At 37.2% G+C, this 511-nt stretch carries 1 protein-coding gene; it reads left to right on the top strand.

All coding sequences use genetic code 11. The annotated features are described in order from the left end of the window. Positions 1 to 55 precede the first annotated feature (55 nt). Positions 56 to 511, top strand: a 456-nt coding sequence (locus tag FN633_RS04575) for a lysozyme inhibitor LprI family protein (RefSeq protein WP_154058828.1), incomplete at its 3' end; no start/stop codon positions are given.

The raw sequence follows: 511 nt of genomic DNA, 5'->3' as shown, positions 1-511 counted from the left end.
CAGCAATACGCTATGTGCCAGTGATAAAAAATAGGAGCAGGATAGGGTATTTAAAATGAAATTAAACACATATGCCGTTATCTTTCTTGCCTTTCTTCTGCCTACCAAAGTATGGGCTGAGCTTAGTCAGGGCTCGGAAAATGACATTTGTTACAAGCAAAATAACGATGATTATCATAGGGCTCATGATTGTCTAACGCAAAAGAAAAACGACATTTTTACACAGTATAAAAGGATTGTGGATGATGTTAATAACAGGATCCTTAAAAGCTATGATGGGCCTGTTTTTAAAAGCGAAGATCCAGATTTAACGGTCGGTACTGTTTATAGTAAGTATTTTCTTGAATCACAGAAAGACTGGGAGAAATATAGGGAAAAATTTTGCCTTGGCGTGGCCTCTGAAATTGGAGAAGATACATATGATTATCAGCCAGCCATTGATCAATGTGAGATAAACCTGACAAAGCGCCATATTGATGAAATAAAAATGATGAGCATTCCCTCTGTACCA

Source organism: Pseudescherichia vulneris (assembly GCF_902164725.1).
In the GTDB taxonomy this organism is placed as follows: domain Bacteria; phylum Pseudomonadota; class Gammaproteobacteria; order Enterobacterales; family Enterobacteriaceae; genus Pseudescherichia; species Pseudescherichia vulneris.
The sequence above is the reverse complement of the archived record's forward strand: the minus strand, read 5'-3'. Positions and strand labels throughout refer to the sequence as shown.